This is a genomic window from Rhodococcus sp. NyZ502 (assembly GCF_041464245.1).
In the GTDB taxonomy this organism is placed as follows: Bacteria; Actinomycetota; Actinomycetes; order Mycobacteriales; family Mycobacteriaceae; genus Rhodococcus_F; species Rhodococcus_F qingshengii.
Map to the genome: position 1 here is coordinate 3,511,558 of NZ_CP167155.1, position 26,469 is coordinate 3,538,026.

Consider the following 26,469-nt stretch of genomic DNA (forward strand, 5'->3'; position numbering starts at 1 on the left):
GAGATAGTTTCTGAATGGCTTACTGCCACAAGGGAAATGCTACAGATTCTACTTGCGGAACTGAAGCAAGGGGACCACGGGAGTGACAATTCCGGACCAAAGTCCCGGCACGTTAGATCTACTGCACCCCAGTATGATTGCGATCCTTCGAATCCGAATCGACACCTTCGAGATAGCCGACGAGAACTTGGGCGACCTCCGCCAACACCTCAGTGCTCGACATTTCCGAGTGGGAGCAGTCGACCAGGTACGCCCGCAACGGCCCCACCAGTTCGGACCACCTTTCGACCAGGTGACGATGTTCAGGCAGATCATGCTGCGCCACAAACAGTTCCACTGACCCGAAATAGTGCCTCGGCGTGTGGTCCCGAACGATTCGCGACAGTTTTTCCACCCGACCCACTACGGATTCGAGTACCGTATCGGAAAGGAAATCCATACCGGTCTGCCTTCGGATCTCTGCCGCAACGTCTGTGAAAGTCAGTGCTGCAGTTTCAGTTTCAACCTCGGATAGCCCGATCTGCGCGAACAGTTCGGAAGGTTTCGGAGCCGCTTGTACCGATGGCATCATCTCCGGTAACAGCGCGTCGAGCATGAAAACCGAACCGACCAGATCGCCGGCCTCTTCGAGCTGGCTCGCCATCTCGAGCGCGATCGTTCCGCCGGCAGACCAACCCAGTAGATGGTATTCACCCGATGGCTGCACCGTCCGTACGGCATCGACGTACCCCGACGCCAACTCCGCCACCGTGCCTGGCAATTCACCTGCTCCCGTTGCCTGGATGCCGTACACCCGTCGACCCCGCAGCTGACCGACGAGTCCGGCGTAGCACCAGGCGATTCCGCTGACCGGATGCACACAGAACAACGGCGGCCGTTGGTCATCGGGGTCGCCGCCGAGCATGACGACCGTGTCCAGCGGATCCGAACGAAGCGAATCACCCTCGAAGACATCGGCATGAACGAGATCCATCCGAGAGGCAAGCTCCGCCACAGTTCGGTCGGTGAAGATCCATTGAACCGGGAATTCCCTGTTCAGGCTCTCACGCAAGCGCGTCGCCACTCGAACTGCACCCATCGATGTCCCGCCGAGCTCGAAGAAGTCGTCGTAGCGGCCGACCGATTTCGCGCCGGTCACGCCCTCGAATGCCTGTGCCACGTGACGTTCGGTATCCGAGATGGGTCGATCCACACTCGACCCTGGCTGCGGTGAAGGAGCAGGAAGTGCCGCTGCGTCTATCTTCCCCGAAGCGAGCAACGGTACCTCGCCCACTATCGTCACCGACGAAGGCAGCAGGTGCTTCGGCAGCAGGCCGGAGACGAACCCGCGAAGCTCCGATTCCGTCGCCGAACCGTTTTCCGCCAACGTCACATACGAACGGAGTTCAGCGGATCCGTGCCCGTCGTCACAGACAACGGTTACCGAGAAGGCCACTGCTCCATGGCTTGACAGAGCCGCGTCGACCTCCGCCGGTTCCACGCGGACACCCCGCACCTTCACCTGCGCGTCGTTGCGACCCAGGTACTCGAGCGCTCGGTCGTGACGCCTACGACGCACGAGGTCACCCGTGCGATACATCCGGGTCCCCACCGCATGAGGATTGGCAACAAAGCGCTCGGACGTCAGAGCCGGGGAAGCGACGTACCCCCGTGCCACATTCTCACCGGCGAGGAACAGTTCTCCCGCAACGCCATCCGGAACCGGTCGGAGCCTCTGATCGAGAACAAATGCTGTCGTACCAGGGACTGGAGTGCCGACAGTGACGTCCGCGTCAGTGATCCGTGCGGAAATCGATGCCGCGATCGTTGATTCGGTCGGTCCGTATCCGTTGACGATGCGATGTCGGGGTGACCACGCCGACGCAAGGCGCGCAGAGAGCGGCTCCCCCATCGATTCGACGATCAACGGTTGCACTGCATCCGGATCGACTGTCGCCAGGACCGTCGGCGTCACGATCAGATGTGTTACGTCGGCGGCTATCAGCAGATTCGTGAGTTCTTCTCCCCCGTAGACGAAGTCGGGAGTCAGAATCAGCGTTCCACACCCTGCAGCCGCGAGAAGGATCTCGATCACCGACGCGTCGAAGGTCGACGACGCCAATTGCAGGACTCGGGGGCCACGCTCGAGCTCGGCGATCTCGGCGTGTGCGGTGCAGACGTTCATGATTCCGCGGTGTGAAACCTCCACGCCCTTGGGTCTTCCCGTGGAACCCGACGTGTAGATGACGTAGGCGAGGTTGTCGGGGTGAGCCGGCGTTGCCGATACCTCGGCAGCGCCACCAGCAGTGCGGGATTCGTCCATCGCCACCCACTCGACGCACTCGGGCAAACTCTCGGATGCACCTCCCGCTGTCAAACCGACAACCGAACCGCATTCCTCGACCATCGTCTGCCGGCGCGCTGTCGGCAGCGCCGGATCGAGCGACAGCCACGCTGCGCCTGCACGCGCTACTGCCCACAACGCAACGATCCACAGATGCCCGCGCCCGAGCGCAACGGCCACCACGTCGTCGGGTCCGATTCCTCGGACCACCAACTCGCGTGTCCAGTGCGACGACTCCTCGTGCAGGTCGCGGTAAGTCCAGCGTCTGCCGTTCTCTTCCAGCGCGACGCCGTCGGGCGCCTGACGCAGAGCGCGTTCGAAAATGTCGGCAATCGTCAGAGGTTCGACGTGGCGAGGATTCGCAGCAGTCAGCACCGAGCGTTCGAGTCCGGACAGCAGTTCGATCTCCCCGATCACAATCTCGGGTTCCGCGGTCACTGATTCGGCGATACGTCTCACCCGCTGCATGAACAGTTCCGCGGTCGACTCGCGGAACTTGTCCGTCGCATACAGCAATCGAATAGTCAGACTGTCACCGGTGTCGACCAGGTCCCACGTCAAGTCGTAACCGGTCGACGCCCCTGAATTGTCGATGTCGAAGACGGTAATGCCGTCGATCTGCGGCAACTCCAGCGCTCGCCGGTACGCCAGCATGACCGTGAACAGCGGATGCTCGTTCATCCTGCGCGGCGGATCGACCTTCGCAACGACGTCGTCGAACGAGACGTCCGCGTTCGCCATTGCTTCCAGATCGACACGGCGAACCTCGTCCAGAACAGCAGCGAAGCGATCGGTGGAGTTGATCCTCGTGCGCAATGCGACAGTACCCACCATCATTCCGGCGACGCTCAGCAGCGCCGGATCGTTCCGCAGACTCACAGCTGCTCCCACCACGACGTCGTCCGTGACGCACTCGCGAGCGAGCAGCACGGCAATCACGCTGTGGACGACCATGAATACCGTGACGCCATGCGAACGAGCCAACGCCGACAACGCGTCGTAGGTGGCGCCGTCGAGGACTTCCGTCACCATCTCCTCGGATCGTGAAGACACGGGACTCCGGGGGTTGTCGACGGGTAGAGCCAACACATCCTCGACGCCACAAAGTGCGTCCGACCAATAGTCGAGTTGCCGGTGAGCCATGCTGAGAGAATCCTCGGGGTCACCCAAGCTCTCTCTCGCCCAGAAACTGTAGTCGCCGTAGCTGATCTCCCCCGACGAGCGATCCCAGGGAAGACCTGCCGACCTGGCCTCGAAGGCTGCCACGAAATCGGTCAGGATCGGGCCCATCGACGCTCCGTCGATCGCGATGTGGTGAACAACGATGACCAGGACCGTCAGTCCTGCAGAGTCGACTCCTGCCTTTTCGGCGAACACACGCACACGGAACGGAACATCTCGTTCGAGATCGAACGGCACAGTCGCGAATGCCGAAGCGCTCGCACGGATATCGCCGACGTGTACCGCAGTGAGATCGAATGCAACAGAGTCCATTTCAAGTTGTTGCGGACCGAATTCACCCGGAACACAGACAGTTCGCAATACGGCATGGTGATCGACGACGTCGCCGAGCGCGCTGCTCAAGACCGAACGATCGATGTCGTCTGCCAGGACCGCTGCAAACGTCAGGTTGTACGCAGTCGATTCCGGCTGAAGCTGATTGATCAGCCAGAGTCGTTGTTGCGAGGGCGCCAGCGGGGCCGGCTTGCCGGGATCACGTCGAGTCAGTTCGCGGCGTTTGCCATCGGACGCGCTCGCCGACAGCCACTGAGACATCGCTCGCGGCGACGGATTGTCGAAGACGGCGCGAACAGGCACATCTCGCGCGAAGATCGAGGCGAGTCGACCTGCCACCGCTGCCGCAGCCAACGAATCACCACCTGATTCGAACAGGTTGTGCAGAGCGCCGAAACTTCCGGACACGTGTTCCGACATGACAGCGGTGACGAGTTCCTCCGAAACCGTCACTGCTGCATCGGGCGCCTGGCTCTCGAACACATGGCGCCGCAACGCATCTGCGTCCAGTTTTCCGTTCGTCGTGAGCGGGATCGACTCCAATACGACCACGCGGCCGGGCATCAGATACGCAGGCAACATCGCGGCCAACTCGATTGTCAGCTGATCCGCCTCCACACCATCGCCGACCGCGCACGCAACGGCGATGTCGTCGACGAGGACAACCGCCGCAGCCTCGACGCCCGTGCACCGACGCAGAGCTGATTCGATTTCGGCGGGCTCGACGCGGATTCCTCGCACGCTCATCTGACGGTCGGAGCGTCCGACGAATCCGAGCCTGTCATCCGTGCGGCGATGAACCAGATCACCGGTCCGATAACGGCGGTGCCCGCCGGGTGCTGCGATGAACGACGTGGCGGTGCCGGCAGGATCTCCGGCATAGCCCATCGCAAGCCCGGGCCCGCTGACGTACAACTCACCGATCCCGGCCCACGGCACCGGACGCAGTCGCGTATCGAGCACCTCTGCACCGATTCCGGCGAGCGGGACTCCGATGGTGACCCGATGATCCACCTCGGCGACAGTGGTGACCACCGTGCATTCCGTCGGTCCGTACGCATTGAGCATTCGCGCGCGGCGACTCCACGCACGCGCGGTGGAAGGTGAGAGCACATCGCCACCGACTGCCACCACCTCGAGCGAATCGAACCGCTCCGGAGCCATCGTGTCGAGTACGGCTGGAGTGGACAACATGTGAGTGACGCCGCGTTCTGCGACGAATTCTTCGAGTGCCCTTCCGCCGAAAGCCTCCCGAGGAGCGACCGCCAAGGTAGCCCCGGCGCCGATCGCCAACATCATCTCGAGGATTGCTGCATCGAACGTCGGTTTGTAACCGTGCAGCACAACCGAGTCCGAGGTCACGCCGTACTTGCGGACAGCATCGTCGGTCAGCAGGCCCAGTCCTCGGTGGGTGACTGCAACGCCTTTCGGTTCACCGGTCGACCCGGACGTGTGAACAACGTACGCGACTGAATCCGGATACTGCCGACCGGGAACAGGGCTGCGATCGGAGAGGACTGTGCGCAGCTGCTTCAGACGTGCCGGTGGCAGGTCGGGGTCGATCGGCACGAATGCCGCGCCCGTTTTCGAGATCGCCAACATTCGGACCAGGTACGCGATAGTCCGTACCGCCGGAATCTCGTACACGGCACCCGGTCCTGCTCCCCGAGCCACCAGTTCCCAGGCTTGGGCATCCGAGGCAGAGTCGAGTTCGGCATACGTCACCGTGCGGTGTCCGTCGTCGAGAGCAATGTTGTTCGGGAATCGCGCCGCGGTGGCGGCGAAGATCTCGGTCAGCGTGCGGGACGAATCGACCTCGGCAGCAGTCCAACTGGGCGCCGCGCCCACCGCGAGATCCGAAACGAGTACTGGCACATCCTCGGCAATCGAGGTGAGCACTCTCGACAGCTGTCGGGTAACCGCGTCGGCGCTCGAAGGATCGAAAACGCTCGCGGCATAGATGAGCGCTCCGGTCAATGAACCGTCGTCAGCGGGTGCGAGCGAGACATGCATGGGGAACTTCGTTGTCGCGGTCTCGATTTCGCGAGCCTCGATCGTGAGACCGGAAACCTCCACGGCAGGGATCGCGAAGTTCTGCAGACCCAGCGCAATCTGGGGAGTTCGTCCACCGAGCAGCTCACCAACCAATTCGGCAGGAACAGAGCTGTTTTCGAACGCTGCCACATCAGCATCGAAAGCTGCACCCAACAGAAGATCGATCGGCACGTCCCCGTCGATCCGAAGGCGAAGAGGCACCGTATCCACGAACATGCCGACCACGCCGTCGAGCTGAGGCGCCCGCCGTCCGTCGACAGCTGTCGCGATCACGACATCGGGATTTCCACTCAGCTTGGCAAGCACCACCGACAACGCCGCATGAACCACCGCGAACAGCGAAACCTTCAATCGGTCGGCTCGCGCCTGCAGTGCCGAGGTGATGACGGCTGGTATCACGAAGTTCACTCGCTGCGCCACGGTATCCGGCCCGCCATCGGAGTGATCCACCGTCAGCGGAGACACAGATGTCACACCGTCGAGGGTTCGGCGCCAGAACTGCTCGACGACAGGGGAAACGTCACGTGCTGCCTCCCACGCGGCAAAATCCCCGTACTGGATCGGCAACGGAGACCATTGCGAATCCAGTCCAGCTCGTCGCTTGCCGTACGCGGTCAGCAGGTCGCCGACCACCGTTCGCATCGACACCCCGTCGACTGCGATGTGATGAAAGCTCACTGCCAGAACGTGCCTGACCGGTGACACCTGGAGCAGCATCCAGCGCACCGGCAGGTCTGCCGCTACATCGAAACCACGCGAGCCGAACTCTCGCAGCAGCACCTCGACCTCGATGTCGGCGACCAGCCGCGTTTCCATTGTCACGGAGGTCGGAGGATCCACGACCTGAACCGGTGGAGTGCCCGGATACCGGGTTCTGAGGACATCATGACGACCGACAAGATCCGTTGCTGCCTGACGCAGCGCCGCCGCGTCGAGTTCACCGTCGATCTCGATGCAGATCGGCAGGTTGTACGCGCCGCTCGCCGTGTTCCGCTGATTCAGTACCCACATCGCACGCTGGTTTCGTGACAGGGGTGCGGGCGTGGGGTCGCGGCGCGGTTCCAGTCGGACAAGATCGGTCACCGAGTCGTTCTGCTCGAGCGAATCGAGCCGGGCTGCCAACGCCGCAACTGTTGGATGCTCGAATACGGTCCTGAGCGGAACAACCAGCCCCAGAGTACTACTCAAGAGCGAGGTAACCTCCGCGGCCGACAGCGAGTTGCCCCCGAGCGAGAAGAAGTCTGCGTCGCGGTCGTCCTCATTCCCACCGAGGACGGAACCAAAAGCTCCGGCTACAACACGTTCGGTGGCGGTGGCCGGCCCCTCTGCACGGGAAGCATCCAGTGTCGGCGACGGGAGACGGGCGAAGTCGACCTTGCCGTTCCGCATCGGAAGCTCGCCCTCGATGTCGACGATGGCATGCGGAACCATGTACGTCGGAAGGACTTCTGCGGCGGCAGCGCGAAGTTGACCTGTGTCAACTCTTTCGGCACCTGAACTTCTCACGTAGGCGACCAACAGAGGACTTCCACCTTCGGCCGACCGAACCCCGACGACACAGAAGTCGACGTTCGCGACAGACTGAATGACTGCCTCGATCTCACCCGGTTCGATCCGGACACCGTTGACCTTCACCTGCACGTCGGTTCGCCCGAGATAATGCAGGCGATACGTATTTCCCTCGGATTTGGGGCTTTCCGGCTTCCACATCACCAGATCGCCCGTCCGGTACATCCGGGCGCCTGAACCGGTTGCCACGAATCGTTCCGCAGTTCGGGCCGGTTGGCCGGCGTAACCGCGAGCGAGCATTCGACCTGAGAGATACAGTTCGCCGGCGACTCCCGGCGGCACCGGTTCGAGTCGATCATCGAGCACGACGGCGTCGACCCCGGCCAGTGGATACCCGATCGATCCGTCGTGAGTGTCACCCGACAGTTGTTCGATCGACAGTGGTTCGGTAGCAAGCGAATACATCGTCGACTCGGCAGGTCCGTATCCGTTGATGACTCGGCGTCCGGCTTGCCAGCGCTTCGCCATCGCGCCGCCGAGTCGCTCGCCCCCGAACATCACCGTGGAAAGGTCCGGCAGCGAAGGATCGCCGATCGAGGCGACGACAGTAGGTGTGGCGCACAGATGAGTAATTCGCTCGCGCCTCAGTGCTGATGCGAGTCCCGAGCCGAACAGTTCTTCGTTCTTCGCCAGAACGAGCGTGGCCCCGGACGCACTCGCGATGAGCACCTCGAGCAACGTCATGTCGAATCCTGGCGCTCCGCGATGGAATACGCGAGAACCTGGCCCAGCCGAGAATCGACCGGGCAGGTCTTCGGCGATCACACCGAGCCCGCCGTTGGTCACGACCACAGCCTTGGGGGTTCCGGTCGTTCCTGACGTGAAAACTACGTAGGCCGCCAGGTTCTCGGAATATTCGCGCACCGAGTCGGTGACTTTCCCACCACCAGCGTCTTCAGCACCAGCGTCTTCACCACCAGCGTTGCGGCCGCCGATCGCTCCGGTGCCCAGTGTTTCGAGGACATCGCGTACTCGCGCCTGCGGCTGTTCCGGGTCCGTCAATGCCGGAGCTGCACCGACCTTCGCGATTGCCCACAGTTGCACGATCGACGCAATCGACCGATCTGCAGTCCAAGCAGCGACCTGGTCGACTCCAACTCCCCGGGAGCGCAACTCGTCGGCTGCGACATCCGACTGGGCATCGAGTTCCCGGTAAGTCAGTGTGTTGCCCTCACCCTCGACCGCCACAGCGTCCGGGGCGGATTCGACGCCGAAGCGCAGCATGGAGGCAAGTGTCGTACCGGAAAGTCGAGATCGATCAGGCCGGTCGACCGCGCCATGTACGGGGACGAGAAGAGCTCGTTCCGCACTGTCCAACAGGTCGATTTGCCCTACGGCGACATTCGGGTCGACAGACACTCGATTCAGGAAGCGCTCGAACCGGCCCGCAAAGCTCGATACCGTCAGATCATCGAATAGATCAGCGTTGTAGACGAATTCGAGACCGAGTTCGCCCCCGACCCCCTCGTCCGTGACGTTGACCTGCAGATCGAAATTTGCGTGCCTGACTTCAGGAGCAATCTGTGTGATGTCCAGCCCTGGTATCGACCACGCGGCGGTCTCAGCAGTTCGGAACGAGAGCGCCACCTGGAACAACGGATGTCGCGAACGCGATCGCGGTGGGTCGATCAGATCGACCAGCGATTCGAAGGGCATCTCTGCGTGCGCGAACGCCGCTACGTCACGCTGACGAACCTGCTCGACCAACCGGCCGAACGAGTTCGACGGATCGACTTCGGTTCGAAGAACAATCGTGCCGGCAAACATGCCGACCAGCTCGTCGAGTTCAGGTGTGACGCGTCCGGACACAACAGTGCCGACAGCTACGTCATTGCTACCGTTGTACCTCGCCAACAGCGCCGCGAGAGCGGCGTGTACAACCATGAACATGGTCGCGTTGTTCGATCGTGCGAGTGTCTGAAGGCCCGTTCGTACCGAACCTGAGATCTCCACCCGACAGCTCGACGCACGGGCGAACGTCGAACGTGGACGATCGAGGGGAAGCGTCACCTGCTCGGGAAGTCCTTCGAGAGCCTGCATCCAGTAGCTGCGTACCGTCTCGGGAATCCCCGATTCCCTTTGCCATGCACTGTAATCGGAGTATTCGAGCGCGAGCGGCGACCACTGCGGAGCGTGCTGCGCCGAGCGGGCGATGTACGCCGCAGTGAAGTCGCGGACCAACAATTCGAGTGATCGAGCGTCGGCGGCAATGTGATGGACGACGACAGCCAGGATGTGCTCGACAGGTGAAACCTGGAGAAGTGCCGCACGTACGGGCGGATCAACGGTGACATCGAAGCCCGAACCCACCAGTTCTGCTACACAATTCTCGGCGTCGCCGCCGTCGAGTGCCTCGAGCTGAAAGGCCGGAAGCGCATCCTCGGCGTCGAGCACCGTCTGAACCGGGCCGCCGCCGACAACCGGGTACACGGTCCGCAGGGTGCGATGGCGATTGATCACGTCACGAATTGCCAGTTCGGCCGCAACCACGTCCAGCTCGCCTGCCAAGCGCAGCACGATCGGGATGTTGTATCCGGCGGAGTCTGTATCCAACTGATTCAGAATCCACATTCGATGCTGGGAAGCTGACAGGTGCACTTCCGTGTTGTCCGAACGAGGCCCCAAGGACACGTCAGACGCGTGCTCCGCGCCGGTTCGCCCTACACCTATCCGCGCAGCAGCGATGTCTGCGAGCTGATCGACGGATGGGTGCTCGAACACATCGCGGACGTCGAGGTTGCAGCCCAGGGCGGAGTTCAGACGCGACGAAAGACGAGTGGCGATCAAGGAATTGGCGCCTTGATCGAAGAGGTTCCGGACCGGATCGACATGCGGAACTTCCATCAAATCGCTCAGAATGGCTGCGACTGTCTGCTCGAAGAAGTCTCGCGACTGCCGAGTCGGCTGCGTGAGAGACACCGGGGTCGGCAACGATGCTCGGTCGATTTTGCCGTTGATCGTGACCGGTAATGACGCGAGCGCCATCAAAGCCGACGGAACCATGTGCGCGGGCAGCAACGAACGAGCAGTCCGCAAGACGCCGTCGAGGTCGTGTCCGCTCCCCGGGGTGATGTAACCGACCAAAGTCGGCCCGCTGTCGAGTTCTCTCACCACTACCGCGGCCTGCTCCACCGACGTGTGAGCCAACAGCGCGGATTCGACCTCGCCCGGTTCGATGCGGTAACCGCGCAGTGCCATCTGACCGTCGGCGCGGCGAACATATTCGAGTCGGCCGGCTCGCCAACGGACCAGATCGCCGCTGCGGTACATCCGTGATCCATCGAATCCGGGTTCAGGCACGAATCGCGAAGACGTCATCGCGGGTCGACCCAAGTAGCCTTCGGCCACCTGCGGACCCGCAACATACAGTTCGCCGACAGATCCCGGAGGGACGGGCTTCAACGACGCGTCCAGTACGTAGCTGCGCAACCCTGGTAGTGGGGACCCGATCGGCGAGACAGTCTCGTCACCGGGGACAAGATCGAAACTGGTGACATGGACTGTGGTTTCGGTGATTCCGAACATGTTGACGCCCCGCACGTCCGGGTGCCGATCGAACCAAGCCTCCACGCGCCCGGCGTCGAGGCGATCACCGCCGAAAACAATCGTCCGGAGCGGAAGCAGCATTTCCTGCGTGACTTCCGCCAACGCATAGAAGGCGGCCGGGGTCTGATTGAGAACGGTCACTCGTTCCCGCACAATCAGATCCGCGAATCTTTCGGGTGAGCGCGCGACATCACCGTCCACGATCACGAGGGATCCGCCAGTGGTCAACGAGCCCCACATCTCCCAGACCGAGAAGTCGAATGCGTACGAATGAAACATCGTCCACACATCCTCGGCGTTGAAGTCGAAGATCTCTCGGGTCGAGGCGAGCAGCGCCAACACGTTGTCCTGAGACACCACTACGCCTTTGGGAGCTCCGGTCGATCCGGAAGTGTAGATCACGTAGGCGGCGGACTCCGACTGTGCAACGGGCCAGTCGGCTGTAGCGTCAGTCGTCTCGTCCACGAAGATGACAAGTTGCTCGTACCCAACGAACCGCCCAGCAGATTCGTCCGTCGACAGAATCGCTTTCGGGCCTGCATCGGCAAGTACGTAGTGGATACGAGCGTCGGGATACTGCAAGTCGATCGGTACGTACGTCGCGCCCGCGCGAACGACAGCGATGATGGCTACGACGAGGTCGACCGATCGAGGCAGGGCGACCGCCACGCGATCACCGACTCGAATTCCTCGATCGATCAAGACAGCGGCAAGGCCCTCCGAACGAACTCGCACCTCTTCATAGGTGACGCGAGTATCGCCACTCGACACCGCGATTGCATTCGGATGCCGGGCTGCGACGGCCCCGAAGAGGTCAGGCAGCGACTGCGCGACAATCGACGGCGCCGGCACCCGAGCCGACAATTCTTCGCGTTCCGCAACACTGAGAACATCGATGTCACGCAGCATGATTGACGAGTTCTCGGTAATCGAGTCACATACTCGACGAAGCCGCTCGACCCAGCTCTGCACGGTGCCTGCATCGAACAGATCGGCGGCATATCGGAAAGTGCCGCGAACACCGCTCGCGTCGCCGTCAATCGTACGATCCTCGCGCACAGTCACTTCGAGGTCGAAGCGAGGGTGGACCGGAGGTAGCGGAGTGCCGTGCGCCGTCAAAGTTCCCATCGCGATCGCGGAGTCGGGCGCTACCGGATCGACAGCGAGAACCACTCTGAGGAAGGAATTCTTTTCACCTACGCCCCCGCCGACCGCACGGTCGACCACCCAGTCGAACGGAACGTCGGCATTGGACAGGGCCGCCACATCAACCTCGCGCACCCGAGTCAAGAACTCACCGAACGTGTCTCCGCCGCGAAGGAGCGTTCGCAGCGCGACGGTCCCGACGAACATACCGACGACACCGTCGAACGAAGGATGCGTTCGTCCGGAGGTCGGGGTCCCGATGACCACATCGGACGCACCGGTGATCTTGCTCAGTGCGATCGAAAGGCAGGCGTGCAACACCATGAAGGTTGTGCAGTCGTGCGCGCGAGCGATCTCGTTCAGCGCCGCATGGATGGGTGAGGGCAACTCGAACGTCACGTCCCGAGCCGACGACGGTTGGTCCGGCCGGCGGGATCTGTCCACGGGAAGCGCAAGAGTCGGATCAACACCGGCGAGTGTGTCGGACCAGAATTCCAGCTGGCGTCCTGCCAAGCTCTGTGGATCCGCGGGATCACCGAGAATGGTTCTGTGCCAAGCGGAATAGTCGCGGTAGTCGAGAGCGGGCGAAGGCCAGATCGGCGACCGTCCGTCGGCGCGAGCGTCGTACGCCGCGACGAGGTCCGAGACGATCGTCGCGAACGAAAGGCCGTCCAGGGCGATGTGATGGGCAACCACGGTCATGCGGTGGTCGGCGTCGCTGCCCGAGGCGAGGATCAAGCGAAGAGGCGCATCGGTCGCCAGGTCGAAACCCGCCGCAACCAAATCCGCTGACGCAGCCTCGTAATCCTCGGACGCAACCTCGATCAGAGTCACCGGAGTCGCGGTCGCAACCTGGATCGGCCACGCATCGTGATTCTGGTCGAACGAGAAAACAGTACGCAAGACGAGATGGCGATCGGTCAGGTCACCTACCGCCGCCCTCATCGCCTCGATATCCAGAGCACCACTGAACGCGACCTCGAACGCAATGTTGTACGCCGACGACTGGGGATCCAGACGGTTGAGTAACCACAGGCGTTGTTGCGCCGGTGCGATTTCCACGACGAGGTCGTCCGAAATGCGTTGGGGTTCCACCATCCACTCCGCCCGCCCCGCACGGATTACCCGGGCCAGGCGCGCCGGCGTCGGGGCACCGAACACGTCCCTGACACCAACCCGTCTTCCGAGAGCGGAACTCACTCGCGCGGCAACATACACGGCGTCGAGTGAACTACCGCCCCAGGCGAACAAGTCGGAGTGCGGTCCGAGAACTCCGACGCCGAGGACCTCGGCCATCACCGAGGCAATCAATTCCTCGTCGTACTCGATCGGACGGTTGACCGCCGCGCGCTGCTCGGCCGGCGCGGACGACGCCGGTTCGGGGAGCGCTGAACGGTCAGTCTTTCCATGGCTCGTGACGGGCAATGCTGCCAAAATAGTCACCGAACTCGGCAGCATGGAACGAGGAAGTCGGGAAGCCAGATGATCGAGCACCATCGTCTGGCTCAACGGATGAGCTGCACCTTCGGCCACGGTCACATACGCCGCAAGCGACCCGGATCGCTCGACCACCGCTGCTTGCGCAACGCCGGGAGTCGACAGGAGCACAGCCTCGATCTCGCCCAGTTCGACGCGTACTCCACGGATCTTGACTTGTTGATCAGAGCGACCCAAGAACTCGAGTTGACCGGCATCGTTCCATCGCACGACATCCCCGGTGCGGTACATGCGCTCGCCGGCACCAGTGGCACCAAAGGGCGCCGCTACGAAACGCTCCGCGGTGAGCGTCGGAGAAAGGTACCCTCGCGCCAGTCCGTGTCCCATCACGTACAGCTCCCCCGCGGCGCCGACCGGAGTCGGACGCAACCACGAATCCAACACCACAGCGGCAACGCCGTCGATCGGACGCCCGATCGGAGTATCACCGCCAGGCTCGAGTGGCTCGCTCATGAATGCCGCGACGGTCGCTTCACTGGGGCCGTACGAATTCACGATGTCGACGTGACTCGACCACGCATCCACTAGCGCTCCCGGCGGTCGCTCGCCGCCGACGTTCAGGACTCGAAGTTCCGGCAAAGCCCGAGGATCCATCGTCAACGGAACCGATGGCGTCGAGTTCAGGTGCGTGACACCTTCGAGCCGCAAATAGTCTTCGAGGTCCACTCCGCCGATCAATCCGGGAGGAACGATCACTGCGGTCGCGCCGCAGCCGTGTGCAAGCAGAATCTCGAGGATCGCCACGTCGAACGATGTGTTTGCAAGGAGCGCGACGCGGGAGGAACTATCGATGTTCAGACGCCGTGCGTGAGAACGCAGCAACGGCACAATGCCTCGGTGCGTGACCGCGACACCCTTCGGTCGCCCGGTAGAACCAGAGGTGTAGACCACGTAGGCGGTGTCGTCCAGAGACAGGTCGGCGATAGATGAACCCGCCCCCACGCGTCGATCCACCGGCCCTTCGACGGTCTCGTCGCCACTGGGATCAACGACGCACACCCAAGCCGGCACGTCCACGAGTTCGCCACCGACCACAACGGACACGTCGGCGTCGTCGAGAATGAAAGCGACACGCTCGGAGGGTGTTTGAGGATCCACGAAAAGAAGGACAGCACCAGCCCGCACTACCGCGTGGAATGCAACTACGGAATCGGTCGAGCGCTCGGTGAGGATCCCGACGACGTCGCCTCGTCCGACTCCGTTCTCCACGAGCAAGGCGCAGAGTGCATCCGCGCGAGCGCCGAGCTGGTCATAAGTGACGTCCACACCTTGCTCGCGGATCGCGACAGCACTCCCCTGCCCTGCGCCGCCTCTGATGACCGAATCGAGCGTCGCGAATCCGTCCGTCCGCGGACCCAGCGCGGGGACCAGATCCTTCACTTCATCCGTCGAGAGGATGCGGAGGTCACCGAGCGCACGGGTAGCAGAGTCGAGGAACCCCTCGAGTAGCCGAACGAACTGACGATGATGCATCGCCAGGTCACGTTCACTGTAGAGGTGCGGATTGGCTTCGAAGGAAAGGCGAACGTTCTCCCCCGCGATCGACGGATAGATGCTGAAGAACAGGTCTTCGGTGGGGCCGGATGTGAGGACGTGAAACTCGCCGACGACGTCGCCGAGCCGAATGGCTTCGTGAAACATCATGACGTTCACGGCCGGGCCCGCCGCCTCACGGGATCCGCCCTGACCTTCCTGGAAGCCCATGTCCTCGTAGCGGAATCGCTGGTGGCGTAGCGCACCGGTCATTTGAACCGAGATCTGACGCACCAGTTCTCGTGGCGACAGATCCCGTTCGAGTTGCGCACGAACAGGCACGATGTTGGACAGCATCCCACCTGAACGTCTCGACGTCGCCGTGGTGCGGCCGGACACCGGCAAGCTGAGGACTACGTCATCGGAATCAGTCATGCGACCGAGATAGGACGCGAATGCACCGACGAGGACCGCCACCTCGGACGTAGTCCACTCGGTCGCGACATCCGAAAGCTGTTTTGCAAGAGTTGGATTCAGTGTCCGAACCATCATGCGCTGCGGCATGGACGTCAGGCCGGCGCCGTCGGCGAGGCGAACCGGGCGGGGCAGGCCTTCGGACATCTCCGTCCAGTACTGCTCGTCCGATCGATACCGCGACGAGGATCGGTAATCGACGTCGAGGTCATGCAGTGCACGTACCCCGAGACCACCGAAAGGAGTCAGCGTCTTGCCATGAACCAGATGCGAATAGCGCTCGGCCACCCGAGCGGTGAGTGTCATCGCCGCATGTCCGTCGAGCACGAGGTGATGGGCGTGCGAGTACCAGTAGTAGTGCTCATCTGCCAGGTGAAGCAAGGTTGCCGAGATCAGGCGGTCAGACATCACGTCAAGTGGCCGTGAGTATTCCGCTGTCATCCACTCGTTCGCGCGCTGAACCGGGTCGCGGTCGCTGCGTAAGTCGAGGTATGCGAGATCGTCGACGATCGAATGATCGACGACCTGTGCCGGCTCGGCATCGGTAGCGACGAGGCGAACGAACGGCGACTCCAATTCATGACATGCCGTATTCGTTGCCTCGATCAGCGCGTCGACGTCAACCGGTCCGCGTAGTTCCACGTACTGAGCCACCACGAACGGAGTTGACGGACTCAATTGCTGCGCGAACCACAGCGCGAGCTGAGCCCGAGACAACGGAAAAGCACTCAACCCGTCACCTCACATTTCACCAGCCTTGTTTTTCACGAACGTTCGGTGGCTGATCACGTGAATCCATGGGAGCGAACACCACGAACGGCCGAACCGAACCCTACTGTCTCGTCTAAGTTTTCACCACTGGGCCAACACTGCTAGACATGTCGACGCAGCTTTCACGCACTCAAACGTCAGGAGCTTCAGCGGATGAACAACGACACGGTGGGACCAAAGTCCGACGACGATTCCGGGGCTGAACCGAGCGGCTCCAACACCATCCCACCGAGGGGCCCGGAGCGCGAAACCAAGGGGGCGGCCGCTTTTCTCCGAAGCCGTAGAACGGCAGTCGCGATCACCGCAACGACGCTGGTAGTGGGCGGTTTCGTGGCATGGCTCGGGTACACGGCATACGAAGCGAAAGACAACCTGGAGGCGGCTCGCGACCACGCACAGTCGGCGAAGAGCGCTCTCCTGGCCGGAGATACGGGAGTCGCAGAGTCTGCCGCGGCGGAAGCCGATCGCGAAGCATCGGCTGCATACGACAACACCCATTCACTCCCCTGGAACATCACCGCCGCAATTCCCGTCATCGGGTCGCCGTTCGAGTCGACGCGCCAGATGACCGAGGTCGTTCAGGGGCTTACGCGTGACGTTCTCGGCCCTGCCGTGACTACCGGAACTTCACTCGCACCAACGGAATTGGTGCAGCCCGGTGGGCGCTTGGCACTCGCACCGTTACGCGAAGCGGAACCGAAACTGGCCGAAACAGCTATCGCCGCGGAATTGCTGTCGTCGCAGGCACAGGAAGTTCCCGAATCGAAGTACCTGGGCCGAGTTAACGATGCCAGAGCAGAATTACAGTCGCAGACAAGCGAACTGGCTACCCTCCTGACGAACACCGCCACCGCGGCGCGCATCGCACCGGCGATGCTCGGCACCGACGGACCGCGCAACTACTTCATCGGTTTCCAGACCAATGCGGAAGCGCGAGGAACCGGCGGCCTGTTGGGTGGATACGGCATCGTCCGAGTCGACAACGGCGCCGCTCGGGTGGACACACTCTCCCCCAACTCCGAACTAACACTGGACAATCAACCGATAGACCTTGGTCCTGACTTCAACCAGCTGTACGGAAACAGTCGACCGACCACCGATTTTCGCAACAGCAACCTCAGCTCGCACTTTCCCTACGCAGCGCAGATCTGGCAGTCCCTGTGGTCACAGGAGTCCGGGGGTGAGCTGGTCGACGGCGCGATAGCGACCGATCCGATAGCACTGAGTTACCTCCTCGAGGCGGTGGGACCAGTAGAGATGCCGGACGGAGAGTCGGTCACCGCCGACAACGTCGTTGAGTTGACCGAGTCGACCGCGTACGCACGCTTTCCCTCCGACAACAAGGCACGAAAGCAGTATCTGCAGACAATCGCGGCCCGTGTCGTGGCGAAGATGACCGGGAACATCAAGTCGCCGAGCGCATTACTGGAGGCTCTGGGCAGAGGTGTCAGCGAGGGCAGAATCGCAGTGTGGAGCTCTCACCCCGACGAACAATCGGTTCTTGCCGACACCGTCCTCGGGCACACCATTCCCGATGATGCGGCTCCGTATGCCGGTGTGGTGATCAACAACCAAGCCGGCAACAAGCTCGACTACTACCTCACACGAGAAATCGACTACACAGCCCAGACGTGCACCGGCGACACCCGAAAGACAACGGTCACCGTTCGACTGACCAACAACGCGCCCGACGCCGACCTGACCGAATATGTCAGCGGGATCGTCGACAACCCCGGACGACTGCCCAATGGCACCAATGTGGCTGCAGTCACTCTGCTTGCGACAGCCGGCGCCAAACTCGATGCCGTCTCCGTGGGTGGACAGATTTCGTTTGCCGTCAACGGAACCGAACAGGGTCACCCGGCCTACATGACCAGGGCCGTCATTCCGCGAGGCCAGACGGTTGAGCTGAAGTTCGATCTGACCGAGCCCACAGCCGAGGGCGAAGCTCGCGTACCGGTCCAGCCGCTGGTCGACGACCCGAAGATTACCGTCGACGTGCCTACCTGCTGAGCTTGACCGGCAAACGTCGACGAGGCCCCTGGCATGTCGCCGTTTGTCGGGCTCGTGAACTTTCAGCAGATTTGAAACTTTGGCGAAGGCTAGCCTATGCTTCCTGACGCGCCTGGAACCGGCCGTCGGCTGCGATCCGTCGGAGTCTCACTCCTCGGCGCATCGACAACGGAAGGTTCCCCATGCGATACGCCCGTGTGCGCTCACTTCGCCGAACTGTGGCGCTGAGTGGATTGGTCATTGCCGCCCTGGTAATCGGCGGATGCAGTAACAACGACACCGCAACCGAATCGAGCAGCAGCGACTTCGAAACCGTCACCATCGAAAGTGCGCTCGGAAACGCCGTCATCACCGAAAAGCCCGAGCGAATCGTGACTCTCGGCATGGGGTCGGCGGAGACCGTAATCGCGCTCGGCACGATCCCCGTCGGCGTCGAAAAGTACGCATGGGGCAGCGACGACACCGGGTATCTGCCGTGGGTCCACGAAGCGGTCACGAAGCAAGGTGGCGAACTGCCAGAGCAGTTCACCGGCGGAACCGATCTCAACATCGAGGCGATCATCGCTCTCGAACCCGACCTGATCCTCGCCCCCTGGTCCGGCATCACACAGCAGCAGTTCGACTCACTCAACGCGTTCGCGCCGACCGTCGCCTACGCCGAGAGCCCCTGGACCATCACGTGGGAAGACCAGATCAACGTCATCGGCAAAGCCATGGGTGAATCCGAGAAGGCAACGTCCGAAATCGACAAGATCAAGTCGCAGTTCGCGGAATCGACTGCAGCACATCCGAACTACGCCGACGTCAGCTTCTCCTTCATCTACAACACGGGCCCAGGAACCCTCGGCGTCTTTTTCGCCGAAGAGCAGCGTGTGGCCATGGTCCGCGCACTTGGCCTGCAGGTGGATCCCGTCGTCTACACCTTGACGGAATCTGAAGGAACAGACTCCGCCGTCATCGGCCTCGAGAACGCAAACCTCCTCGACAAGTCCGACCTGCTCTTCACCTTCTACTCGGACCCGGCCAACCGGGCCGAGATCGAAGCGCAGCCCGCTTACCAGGCAATCCCCGCTGTGGCTCGGGGAACTGTCATCGCTCCGACCGAACAGCCCTTCGTCACCGGTTCCTCGATGATCAACCCTCTGACCGTGCCCTGGTCGCTCGAGCGCTACGTGCCGATGATCGACGAGGCAATCGCGAAGCTGAACAAGTGATGTAGATCAGCATCGTGCGATCGAGAAACCCGCGTCCTATTCGGACGCGGGTTTCTTGCCGTCGCGTTCAGCTTTGAATCGCATCCACTCACTGCTCAGCATGCGATTGTCGATGATCCACCCCATGTAATCGCGCATGTTGAGCACACGAATGTACGCGGGACCGTTGGGATTTGCGTACTGCAGGGCCTCGGTCGCAAGCTTGCGTTGATTCTCGAGATACACGTGCTCTGTTTCGAGGAATCCGCCCCACACGTCGGAATCCATGACGTAGTAGTGAGTCCGATCCCGAGGCCTGCGCGTGAGCTTGACGAACCCCCGGTCGATCAACCGACGAATATAGGTGGACACCGATCCGCGACTTGCTCCGAGTGCCTGCGCCAACTCTTCGGCGCTGACCCCTGGCGACTCGCTGATCAACAGATAGCCCGCAATACGTCCTTCGATGCGGGCCCCACCGCCGGACTGCCAGTACACGGAGAACTGGTCGATGAACCAGGTGGAGAAATCGTCACCGCGAGCAGGGCTGGCATCGCCCATTCGTTGAGCCTCCGACGTCTCTGGGTACGAACAATTCGCCACTATTGTGCCAGCACCACCGTCACCGAGCCGAAATCACCAGCCCTGGAGTGGTTGCGATGAACTCGAGCTGTTCGATTGTCAAAGGCGACGCCGATGTGGAGCCAGCCGATGTCACGAACTGGGTCACCACTACTGTTTCGCCGGAGGGGTGAACAACCCGGACCGTGTCATCGCCCGAGCCATCGGGATCGACCAGGCGAGTCACGGTGGTGGAGCCTGGCAACGTCAGTGTCTCACCCGGTTCCGGCACAGCGGTACCAACTGATATTTCGACATCGCTGCTGCCGTCCGCTGTCGAGGCGACGATCCGCTCGCACACTCCTCCCTGTCCGTAATCATCTGGAACCAACGAACCGAGCGGGCGCTCCAAAGTGACGCCTGCCGCGCCGAGATCCTTCCAACGTGCATCGAGCAACTGATTCAGTCGGTCGATATCCATGCGCGACGCAGGTGGACCGGCATTCACAGAATCGGTGTAGCAGGATGCCATCGGCGGCGGCGTCGAGTCTGGAACCGGCGCAGTCACCGCAAGCCCCGGCGCGGTCGCTAACGCGATCAGTTCGTCCATCGTCAAGAGCGGGGAAGCATCCGACGAAGTTCCGGTCGACGTGTCGACGCTGGCAACAACCCGGGATCCATCACCGAGATACGCGACGACTCCGCGCTCGCCCCCGACTTCCGAACCGTCTGTGTCTTCGAAATCGGCTCTGTCCTCGAAATCGGCGATGTCGAGCACTGTTCCGTTTTCGAGATGCTCCCGCCGATCCACCAGACCCTCCAAGCACGGCGGCACCGGCTGATCCCATGCACGCACCTGAACCGAGATATCCGCAGTCCGCCCGACGCGAGTCAAGGTTCCCTTCGCCGACGTAGAACCGCTGAACTCGATCGGGTCGACCCCGTCAGGAAACGAGGCACCCCGGTAATTCTGGATCGGCGCAAACTCGAGCGATTTCGATGGACTCGCAAATGCAACGTCGACATCGGAAGGCAGCGATTCGAGTAGTGCGTCGCTCATGGCGGTGGCCTTCGGTCCCGAGAACCATGGATAGTCCGGGTCGTCATAGCCGGGCTCACCGGCAAAACCGTAGTTGATACGCACCGGCGGACCCGGCGATGCCACCGAATCGCAGCCGGGAATCGACGCGCCCGTGTCCTCGTTCGTCACCGCCGCGACAACAGTTCCCAAGGCGACGATCGAGACGATCACCAGCCCGTCACGCCAGGTCCATTGCTCGCGGCGACGGTTCGACTCGTGTGCGGTGCGCCCAGACATTTCTCGATCATTGCCTACCACAACAACTACGTCGCTATCCGACATACCCGCTGAGGTCGTAGATCGTGGAATTTCCCACCGTTGTCGACGTGAAATTCGCTTCGACCCATTCCTGGATGACATTCGACGTGCTGTCCCCGCTTTGGCGCTCTCGCTGGCTTCCGCCCTGGCCACCGGCAATGTAGTAGTGAATTTTTCCGTCTGCCACGTACTGGATGAATTGATCCAATGTCGGTGCGGGATCGGAACTCCAACCGCCGATCGCCATCACCGCGGTATTGCTGGCCAACTCGTAGGTTGCTGCGCTTTGCGAGCCGTTGGTCGCGGCCGACCACGTGGTGCCCGCATTGACCAGCATTGCCGTCAACTCGGAAGTACTTTCACTGCCGCTACTCAGTTCTTGCCCGTTCGACGCCGGATTTACAGTCGCGTCAGAAGAATTCGGCGGAGCGTCACCGTTTTGCAGCTCTGGGCCCCCACCCATACCTCCTCCCCCGCCGATTCCGGAGTCGGACACGGCGCCGGTCGGTCCGGCCGTCGGGATGGACCCACCGTGCGCTGTTGCGGCAGTGGCAATCGCGTAAGACGCAGAACCGGTTATCCCTGCCAACGATCCAAGAATCAATCCAGCGACAGCGAGCTTGCGAAATCGATCCTTAGCTCCCACGAGAACCAGGATCGCGCCGACGACAGTGCCCGCCAACAGAATCCACTTCAGCATCGGCAGCCAGTCGGCATTGCGGTGCAACAACACCCAGCTCCAGATTCCTGCGGCCAGCATCGTCGCAGCCAACCCGCAACGTCCGATCCAACGGGCACGGACCAACCACAGAGCGTATCCACCGGTCCCGATCATCCCCGCGACGGCGGGCGCCAGCGCAACTGTGTAGTAGGGGTGGATCGTGCCGGACATGTAGCTGAAGATCAGGCCGGTAACGAGAAACCAGCCACCCCAAAGGATCAACGACGCACGGACAAGATCTGTGCGCGGTGCGCGCCCACAGGCGAGCAGGCCGAACACCAGCGCAATCAAAGCCGCAGGAATAAGCCAGGAAATCTGGATACCCATCTCGCTGCCGAACAGCCGTTCGAGTCCGGCACTTCCCCCGAAGCTCGAACCTGCACTGCCACCGGCCATTCCGCCACCGCCACCGGTGCTCCCGAAAAGTCGACCCAATCCGTTGTATCCCAGTACCAAGTCCATGACGCTGTTGTTGGTCGATCCGCCGATGTACGGGCGAGAATCAGCGGGCCACAGCCACACTGCCAACACCCACCACCCAGCCGATATGACAACGGACGCAGCACCGATCACCAGGTGGACCAGGCGAGTCCGCAAGCGCACCTGTCCGGCGATCAAATACGCGGCACCGAATGCAGGCAACACCATCAGCCCTTGCAGCATCTTGGTGAGAAAGGCAAACCCCAGCGCTACTCCTGCGAGCGCCACCCACATCGCGGCTCGACGACCGATCGCCGTGCCCATAGCCCGAATCACGAAGTAGCCGGCAAGAGTCATGAGCAGAACCAACAGTGCATCAGGATTGTCGAACTTGAACATCAGGGCGGCAGCGGGCGTAGCTGCCAACACAGCTCCCGCCACCAAACCCGCAGCGGGCGACGCCACTCGTTTGACGGCCGCATACACGAGCGCAACTGATCCGACGCCCATCAACGCCTGCGGAACTAGAAGACTGGCACTCGAGAATCCGAAGATTCGTCCGGACACACCCATGACCCACAATGAAGCGGGCGGTTTGTCGACAGTGATGAAATTCGAGGTATCGAGGGAACCGAAGAACCACGCTTTCCAATTCTGGGAGCCGGCCTGCGCCGCCGCAGCGTAGAAGGTGTTGGCGTAGCCACTCGCGGTCAGATTCCACAAATACAGGACTGCCGTTGCTGCCAACAGGATCGTCAGCGCCAATCCTGTACTGCGCGTGCGGAACCACGACGGCGAGAACTCCGCTCGATGGGCAGTTGGTGCCGGGCGCTGAGGCGGGGCCGGATGCAGAACGGCGGTCATCAGGAAGTCCCTTCACGAGTTACTGTCCTGCCAACGATCGCGTCTCCAACCCTGGCGGCACTGGGAGCCGCCTGGAAAGTTGCTGTGAATGGATCAGGTCAGGGAGCGCTCGAACAACACGACACTGAACCAACCGTTGTCGGCATCGTCTCCGAAGTCACGACGCCCTACCTCGGCGAAACCCGCGTCTCGGTAATAGCGGCGCAACCGCACGTTGGTTTCTACACAATCGAGCCGCAGGTACTGCGCGTTCTCCTGCGCGGAACGTCGATGGGCCCAGCCGAGTAAGCGTTCGCCCAACGAGGTGCCCGAGAATTCTCGGTCGATAACCAATCCGTGCACGTAGCCGGCAGGATCGTTCGAATCGGGCCAGACCACGGGGTCTGACCAGATCAACCGCAGGGCACCGACAATCCTCGACTGTTCCCGGTCTCGCGCAACAAAGAACTCCCCTCTCGAAATCTGCTCCCCGACCTGCTCGACAGACACTTCACGCGGGCGCCACTGGATGATTCCGCGTTCTGCCAACCAGTCTTCTGCCGCGTGCCGCAGCGCCAGAATCTCCGGCCCATCGGTCTCGACCGCTTGCACAACGTCGACAACCATATGACCTCCCCCATATCTGCAGCCGTTCACAACAACACGGCCTCCAGGCCCCAACCCGGGTGTATCTCCGAGTTGAAGCCTATCGGCGTGAAGTTGTGCGCCTGAACGGGTGTCACCACTCAGTCAGGTTTTGAATGTGGTGTTGGCCGGTCGCGGGTGCTGTCCGGGGTCGATCGAGGGCGGCGGGATGAACCAGGGTTTGTTGTCGACACCGATCCGGATCACCCACTTCCCGACGAACTCTGATTTGCGGTGCATCAACCGATGATGTGAACGGCACAGCAGGACCAGATTGTTCATCACCGTCGGCCCGCCGTTGGCCCAGTGCCGGATATGGTGCGCATCGGTCCACGCCGGTACACATGTGCAACCCGGGAACGCACAGCCTCTGTCTCGGGCAATCAACGCCACTCGCTGTTCGGCGGTGACCAACCTCTTCCCTGGTTTCGCATCGAGCGGCGCGCCGTGATCGTCGAGCAGGACCGTGGAGAGGAAACAATCACACCCGAGAAGCCTGGTCTGCGACACCGACAGCGGTCCCAGCCAGGGCATGTGCCCGACATCAAGATCGGACAGCTCCAGTGAGCCGTCATCACCCGAATCCGAAGACTGTGCGGCACAATCCCGATGCTCAGCCAAATCACGAGCATTGATGTGCACGTTCACATGCGGACGCTGACCACCATCGGTACCAGTCCTCGCGCAGTCCAGGTAGCGCCGGATCAGTTCGGTGAACCCATCCGCAGTCCGCTTCGCCGCCGACCGGGCATCGGGAGTCCCGTCCGGTGCCGGGGTCGGCATCGTCAGATTCGACAACGCCGACAACAACATTTCCCCGGTGAGGGCATCGAAATCCCCACGCACCACCACCCGACCATTCAAGGTCGAGGCGATCCGCAACTCATTGAGATCGACATCCTCGGCGGGCGGAATCTCATCCGATTCGAACAACCTCTCCAACGTCGCGATCACGTTCCGCACCTTCGTCGTCGTCGCCTCCACACCCGACGCAGCAGCCAACAACAAATCGATGCACTTCGGTAATGCCTCCTCCGGCATCCCCTTCGGCGGTGACTCGCAGAACGCCACGATCAACACCGCATGCTCGAACGAGCAATCCCCGCAATCGAACCGAGCCGCCACCGCCGGAAACGGCCGCAAAGCCGCACCCAACGCGGCGATCTTCTTCCCGTCCCGAACCTGCAGCATCGTGTTCGCCGCCAACCACGAACCGACACCGCGGCTGGCAATCACCTGATCATCCGGGCGCAACGACAACTCGTCCACCACCGCCACACGCACCGCCTCGAGGCGCAGAATCTCCGCACTCGCCTCGACAGCAGCAGCCCGCAACTCAGCAGCCGACAACCGCCACAGGCGTCCGCGTAACCCCACCGCAGAACCCGACACCACATCCGACAACAAGACACTCATTGAATCCCCCGATCCCCTCCCCACACAATACTCGAACATGCGTTCGAGTCAAGAGTGGTAGACCTCGAGCGCCCGCGCTACCGATTCGTCACCCGCAGGTAGCAACGGCAGTCGCACATGGGGAGTCGGAATCTGTCCCAACGCATGCAATACGCCCTTGATCACAGTCGGGTTCGGTTCGGAAAACAGAGCTCCGGACAGCTTCGACAAACTCCGCCCGAGGTCACGGGCGCCGTCCACATCGCCACTGTCCCAAGCTTTTACCAAGCGGACGAACTCAGCGGTCGACACATGAGCGGACGCCAAGATGCCACCGGCCGCACCCAAGGCCAGAAGAGGCGCGAGAAATAGATCATCCCCCGCCAGTACGGCGAAGTCGCCCGGAAGATCCGCGAAGAGTTCGACGGCAGCTGCGTCGATACCGCCCGCGGCATACTTCACACCAACAACCCCGGGCAAAGTACCCACCTCCTGCAAAGTGCCGCTGTCCAGATCGCACGCAGTTCGGTACGGCACGTGATAGACGATCAGCGGCACTGGGCTCGACGACTGCAGATGCGCGAAATGCGCCACCACACCGGCTTTCGACGGCCTCGTGAAGGAGGGAACCGGCACCAACGCCGCCGAGACCTCAGGCCACCGAGCCAGCCTCCCGAGCGCCTGCGCACTGGCCGCCGTGTCGTTACTGCCCGCGCCGACGATCAACGTCGCGCCTCTCGCACGGCACACATTCGCACAGATATCCAGAACGGTCACTCTCTCCTGCTCGGTGAGTGTTGCGGCTTCCGCTGTAGTCCCCAGCGCAACGAGTCCGACCGCACCCTCGGAGAGGACCTGGTGCGCAAGCTGTTCGAGTGCATCGGTTGCAATACGACCGTCGCTCTCGAAGGGCGTGATCAGTGGAACATGGATTCCGGCCAGGTCAACTCGAGTCGTAGTCATAGAACTC

General features: G+C 61.9%; 9 protein-coding genes. 2 read left to right on the forward strand and 7 right to left on the reverse strand.

Annotated features, from left to right (window positions below):
• Nucleotides 1-118: 118 nt before the first annotated feature.
• Nucleotides 119-16,330 (reverse strand): amino acid adenylation domain-containing protein, encoded by a 16,212-nt coding sequence (locus ACBG85_RS16160; RefSeq protein ID WP_372024007.1) that lies wholly within the window; start codon nt 16,328-16,330, stop codon nt 119-121.
• Nucleotides 16,331-16,522: 192 nt separating this feature from the next.
• Between ACBG85_RS16160 and ACBG85_RS16165 the strand changes: the two genes are divergently transcribed.
• Together ACBG85_RS16165 and ACBG85_RS16170 are read left to right on the forward strand one after the other, a co-directional pair.
• A complete protein-coding gene (locus ACBG85_RS16165; protein WP_030537083.1) occupies nt 16,523-18,382 on the forward strand; it encodes a DUF4012 domain-containing protein in 1,860 nt (619 codons plus the stop codon).
• 182 nt (nt 18,383-18,564) lie between these two features.
• Entirely contained in the window at nt 18,565-19,596 is a 1,032-nt protein-coding gene (locus tag ACBG85_RS16170; RefSeq protein WP_020969805.1) for an iron-siderophore ABC transporter substrate-binding protein, read from the forward strand.
• A 36-nt stretch (nt 19,597-19,632) separates the two neighbouring features.
• Here the strand turns inward: ACBG85_RS16170 and ACBG85_RS16175 are convergent, their stop codons facing one another.
• The 6 genes from ACBG85_RS16175 to ACBG85_RS16200 all read right to left on the reverse strand — a co-directional run bounded on the left by ACBG85_RS16175 (nt 19,633) and on the right by ACBG85_RS16200 (nt 26,462).
• Nucleotides 19,633-20,136 (reverse strand): GbsR/MarR family transcriptional regulator, encoded by a 504-nt coding sequence (locus ACBG85_RS16175; RefSeq protein WP_058039484.1) that lies wholly within the window; start codon nt 20,134-20,136, stop codon nt 19,633-19,635.
• A 61-nt stretch (nt 20,137-20,197) separates the two neighbouring features.
• Complete coding sequence (locus ACBG85_RS16180; protein WP_042925087.1) at nt 20,198-21,454, reverse strand: hypothetical protein; 1,257 nt, start codon at nt 21,452-21,454, stop codon at nt 20,198-20,200.
• A 34-nt stretch (nt 21,455-21,488) separates the two neighbouring features.
• Nucleotides 21,489-23,480, reverse strand: coding sequence for an ArnT family glycosyltransferase (locus ACBG85_RS16185; RefSeq protein WP_372024010.1), 1,992 nt, complete (start codon nt 23,478-23,480; stop codon nt 21,489-21,491).
• Between the two features lie 93 nt (nt 23,481-23,573).
• A complete protein-coding gene (locus tag ACBG85_RS16190; protein ID WP_372024012.1) occupies nt 23,574-24,086 on the reverse strand; it encodes a GNAT family N-acetyltransferase in 513 nt (170 codons plus the stop codon).
• A gap of 123 nt (nt 24,087-24,209) precedes the next feature.
• Nucleotides 24,210-25,520 carry a DUF222 domain-containing protein gene (locus ACBG85_RS16195; protein ID WP_372024014.1) on the reverse strand — a complete coding sequence of 437 codons (1,311 nt, stop codon included), beginning with the start codon at nt 25,518-25,520 and terminating at the stop codon, nt 24,210-24,212.
• Nucleotides 25,521-25,568: 48 nt separating this feature from the next.
• Nucleotides 25,569-26,462 carry a dihydrodipicolinate synthase family protein gene (locus ACBG85_RS16200; protein WP_047270128.1) on the reverse strand — a complete coding sequence of 298 codons (894 nt, stop codon included), beginning with the start codon at nt 26,460-26,462 and terminating at the stop codon, nt 25,569-25,571.
• Nucleotides 26,463-26,469 lie beyond the last annotated feature (7 nt).